General features: G+C 63.9%; 6 protein-coding genes. 4 read left to right on the top strand and 2 right to left on the bottom strand.

Annotation, left to right across the window (positions count from 1 at the left end):
- Positions 1 to 637, bottom strand: a 637-nt coding sequence (locus KDH09_07180; GenBank protein ID MCB0219458.1) for a response regulator, incomplete at its 3' end; no start/stop codon positions are given.
- A 304-nt stretch (positions 638 to 941) separates the two neighbouring features.
- On the opposite strand from KDH09_07180, the gene KDH09_07175 reads away from it, so the two are divergent.
- Positions 942 to 1,121 (top strand): hypothetical protein, encoded by a 180-nt coding sequence (locus tag KDH09_07175; GenBank protein MCB0219457.1) that lies wholly within the window; start codon positions 942 to 944, stop codon positions 1,119 to 1,121.
- 69 nt (positions 1,122 to 1,190) lie between these two features.
- On the opposite strand, the gene maf is transcribed toward KDH09_07175, so the two are convergent.
- Positions 1,191 to 1,817 (bottom strand): septum formation protein Maf, encoded by a 627-nt coding sequence (gene maf / locus KDH09_07170; GenBank protein MCB0219456.1) that lies wholly within the window; start codon positions 1,815 to 1,817, stop codon positions 1,191 to 1,193.
- 117 nt (positions 1,818 to 1,934) lie between these two features.
- Here maf and KDH09_07165 point away from each other — a divergent pair, with 117 nt between their 5' ends.
- The 3 genes from KDH09_07165 to KDH09_07155 all read left to right on the top strand — a co-directional run.
- Positions 1,935 to 2,219: a ferritin gene (locus KDH09_07165; GenBank protein ID MCB0219455.1), complete on the top strand. Its 285-nt coding sequence runs from the start codon at positions 1,935 to 1,937 to the stop codon at positions 2,217 to 2,219.
- A gap of 84 nt (positions 2,220 to 2,303) precedes the next feature.
- Positions 2,304 to 2,945 (top strand): class I SAM-dependent methyltransferase, encoded by a 642-nt coding sequence (locus KDH09_07160; GenBank protein ID MCB0219454.1) that lies wholly within the window; start codon positions 2,304 to 2,306, stop codon positions 2,943 to 2,945.
- The coding region (locus tag KDH09_07155; GenBank protein ID MCB0219453.1) for an N-acetyltransferase at positions 2,942 to 3,140 on the top strand (199 nt) is incomplete at its 3' end. The genes KDH09_07160 and KDH09_07155, both read left to right, overlap by 4 nt.

Raw genomic sequence — 3,140 nt, 5'->3', positions numbered from 1 at the left:
CGGCCTCAACCGGTTTTTGCAGATACCCCACCACGTTGCGCTCACGCAGCAGCGGGCTGTGGGGATCGACATAACCGCTCAGAAACACCACGCGCACGCGCGAGTTCACCACCCGCAGGCGCTCAAGCACCTCGGCGCCGCCGAGCCCCGGCATCGCCATGTCGAGCAGAACCAGGTCGGTCGGGCCGTTGCGATAGCGTTCGACCGCCTGCAGCCCATTCTCGGCCTCGATCACAATCCACTTGCCGGTGCTCTCGAGCAGCTTTCGGAGAAGCTGCCGGTTCATGTCGTCGTCTTCGGCCACCAGGACGGTATGGGCTTCGGTGCTCTCGACCGGCCCCTCACCCAGCGCGGTGGGGACGGTTTCGGCCTCATCGTCGGAGACCATGCTCTCTCGCGCGAGGGAGCCGACCGCGCGTGCCAGCAGGTCCGGCACGTGCTGGATCTTCTTCTGCGCGCGGGCCACGGCGTCCTCGATGAGGGCAATGGCTTCCTCGCGGTCTTCTTCGCTGCGCGCACGGCGCATCAGTGCGGTCGCATTGAGGATGCCCGCGAGCAGGTTGTTGCACTCGTGGATGAATTCTCGGGATTCATTGGGCGGCGCAGCGGCCGCCTCGGTATCGGAATCATTGCGCATGTTCGAGCCCCCGGGTTCTGGAACCCATCTGCACGCGATTCCCGCGCGCAACTCCCATGGCCGACTTGCTCCCCCCTCAGGGACAACTCGGCGGGCTGCCCTTCCCAAGGCAGTCGTCATTCCCCGCATTCGAAACGCTGTGTACTGTAGGCGATCGAAATCCCGGGCTGCAAGGCAGGCCTGTACTACGCATCTGCGCAGGCCATGTCGGGGAAGGCTTGAATTGTGCCGCGCTGCAGCGTCAAACTCCCCGCGCGTCGGCAGGGCAGCGATGCCCCGCCGAAACCTCCGGATTGTGACGAATATGAAGTTTTACGTGGCAAAAGGCATCGAACTCTTCGGCATGAGCCTGCTGGCCTTCGGGCTCATGGAGGGGATGAACAACCCCGAGCACGGCATGCGCAACGAGTATCTGATGCTCTTTCTGGGAAGCGTGACGTTCTATGTGGGCTGGATGATCGAGCGAACCGGCGGCGGTGAATGAAAAGGGCGGGTAGACCCCGCCCCTACATGACCCGAGACGTAGGGGCGGGGTCTACCCGCCCTCTCTTTGTCACCACTTCTCGCGCTGCAGTTTCTCCAGCACGCCCAGGTCGGCAAGCGCCTTGCTCACATCGGCGACCGGCAATCCCACCACATTCGTATAGGAACCCGTGATCGAACGGACCAGGAACGCGCCCTTGCCCTGAATGGCATAGGCGCCGGCCTTGTCGTGGGGCTCACCCGTGGCGACGTAGGCTTCGAGGCGCTCGCGTGCAGGCTTGGAGAAATCCACGCCGGTCTTGACCGACTTGCTGAAGGCCTTCTCGCCGTCCGGGCCGATGATGGCAAAGCCGGTGTGGACCTTGTGGGTCACGCCGGTCAGGCGCAGGAGCATCCGCAGCGCGTCGGCATCGTCTTCAGGTTTTCCCAAAATCTCGCCGCCAATGGTTACGACTGTGTCGGCAGCGAGAATCCACTTCTCGCCCTCCATCGTCGCCGCCAGGTGGGTGGCCGTTTCGAGGCCCTTGGCGACGGCGGCACGCTCGGCGTAGGCCGCCGGGTCCTCGCCGGGCTCGGGGGCGACTTCCTCGCCCGGAGGGGAGACGACCTGGAAGCTCAGCCCCGCATCTTCAAGAAGCTGCTTTCGCCGCGGAGAGGTGGAGGCCAGGATGAGAGTTGTGTCGCGCTTTTCGCTCATGGTGGGAGGGTCTTTGACCCAAGCGGCCTGCTCCGTCAATAGGGCGCAGGGGCAGCCCGGAGCGGCAAAGTGCGCTATGTTCCCGATCAGCGACAGCATCGCAGGAGGAACTGACCCATGGCCAACGAAGGATTTCACGAACCCATTGAAGAGCTCTCAGACGAAACCCGCGACATGCACCGCGCGATCCAGTCACTGATGGAAGAGCTCGAAGCCGTCGATTGGTACAACCAGCGCGTGGACGCCTGCAAGGACGATGCGCTCAAGGCCATTCTGAGGCACAACCGCGACGAGGAAAAAGAGCACGCCGCGATGATCCTCGAATGGATCCGCCGCAAGGACAAGACCTTCGACAAAGAGCTCAAGGACTACCTGTTCACCGACAAAAAGATCGCGCACTGACGCCGCCTTGCGGCGGGCAATTCACCTTCGAAGAAGCAGCCCGCTTCCTTCGGAGTTGCCTCGTGCGCTAGAGAAGCGATGAGCATGAGTGGCGGTCCCAAATCCGACGAATCGGCCCAGGTGACGGGCCTGACGATCTCCTACTACGAGGGGCGCGCCGTGCCGTTCTGGGAGGGAACGAAGGACCACGACGTTACGCAGAACTACGAGGCTCTGCTCGGCGCGCTGCCGGCGCGCAAGGGCCTGCGGATTCTGGATTTCGGCTGTGGTCCGGGCCGGGATGTGAAGTGGTTTGCCGATCAGGGTCACGATCCCGTCGGCCTCGACGGGACGGCGGAGTTCTGTGAGATGGCGCGCGCCCATTCTGGCTGCGAGGTGCTGCACCAGAATTTCATCGCGCTCGACCTGCCCGCCGAATCCTTCGACGGCATCTTCGCCAACGCCTCGCTCTTTCACGTGCCGCGCGCGGAGCTACCGCGCGTCTTGGGGGAACTATTCGCCGCGCTCCGGCCCGGCGGCGTGCTCTTCTCCTCCAACCCGCGCGGTGACGGGGAGGGAATGAACGGCGCGCGCTATGGCAACTACATGGAGTTCGAGGCCTACGCCGCACTTCTCGAAGCGGCCGGCTTTGAAGTGGTGCATCACTACTACCGCCCCAAGGACAAGCCGCGCGAGGAGCAACCCTGGCTCGCCGTGGTCGCACGCAAGCCCGGGGAACTCTTGTGAATGCGCAGAAAGCCCCGACCCTCACGCCCGAGGTGATCGAGTCTCTGAGGGATATTGATCCAGCGAGCTGGAACGCGCTGGTCGGCGCGGGCAATCCCTTCTGCGAGTGGGAGTTCCTCTACGGCCTCGAAACCACCGGCTGCGTCGGGCCGCGCACGGGATGGTTGCCGCGCTTCATCACTGTCAAAGACGGCG

It is taken from the genome of Chrysiogenia bacterium, assembly GCA_020434085.1.
Taxonomy (GTDB): Bacteria; JAGRBM01; JAGRBM01; order JAGRBM01; family JAGRBM01; genus JAGRBM01.
This window is presented reverse-complemented; position numbering and strand designations above follow the sequence as displayed.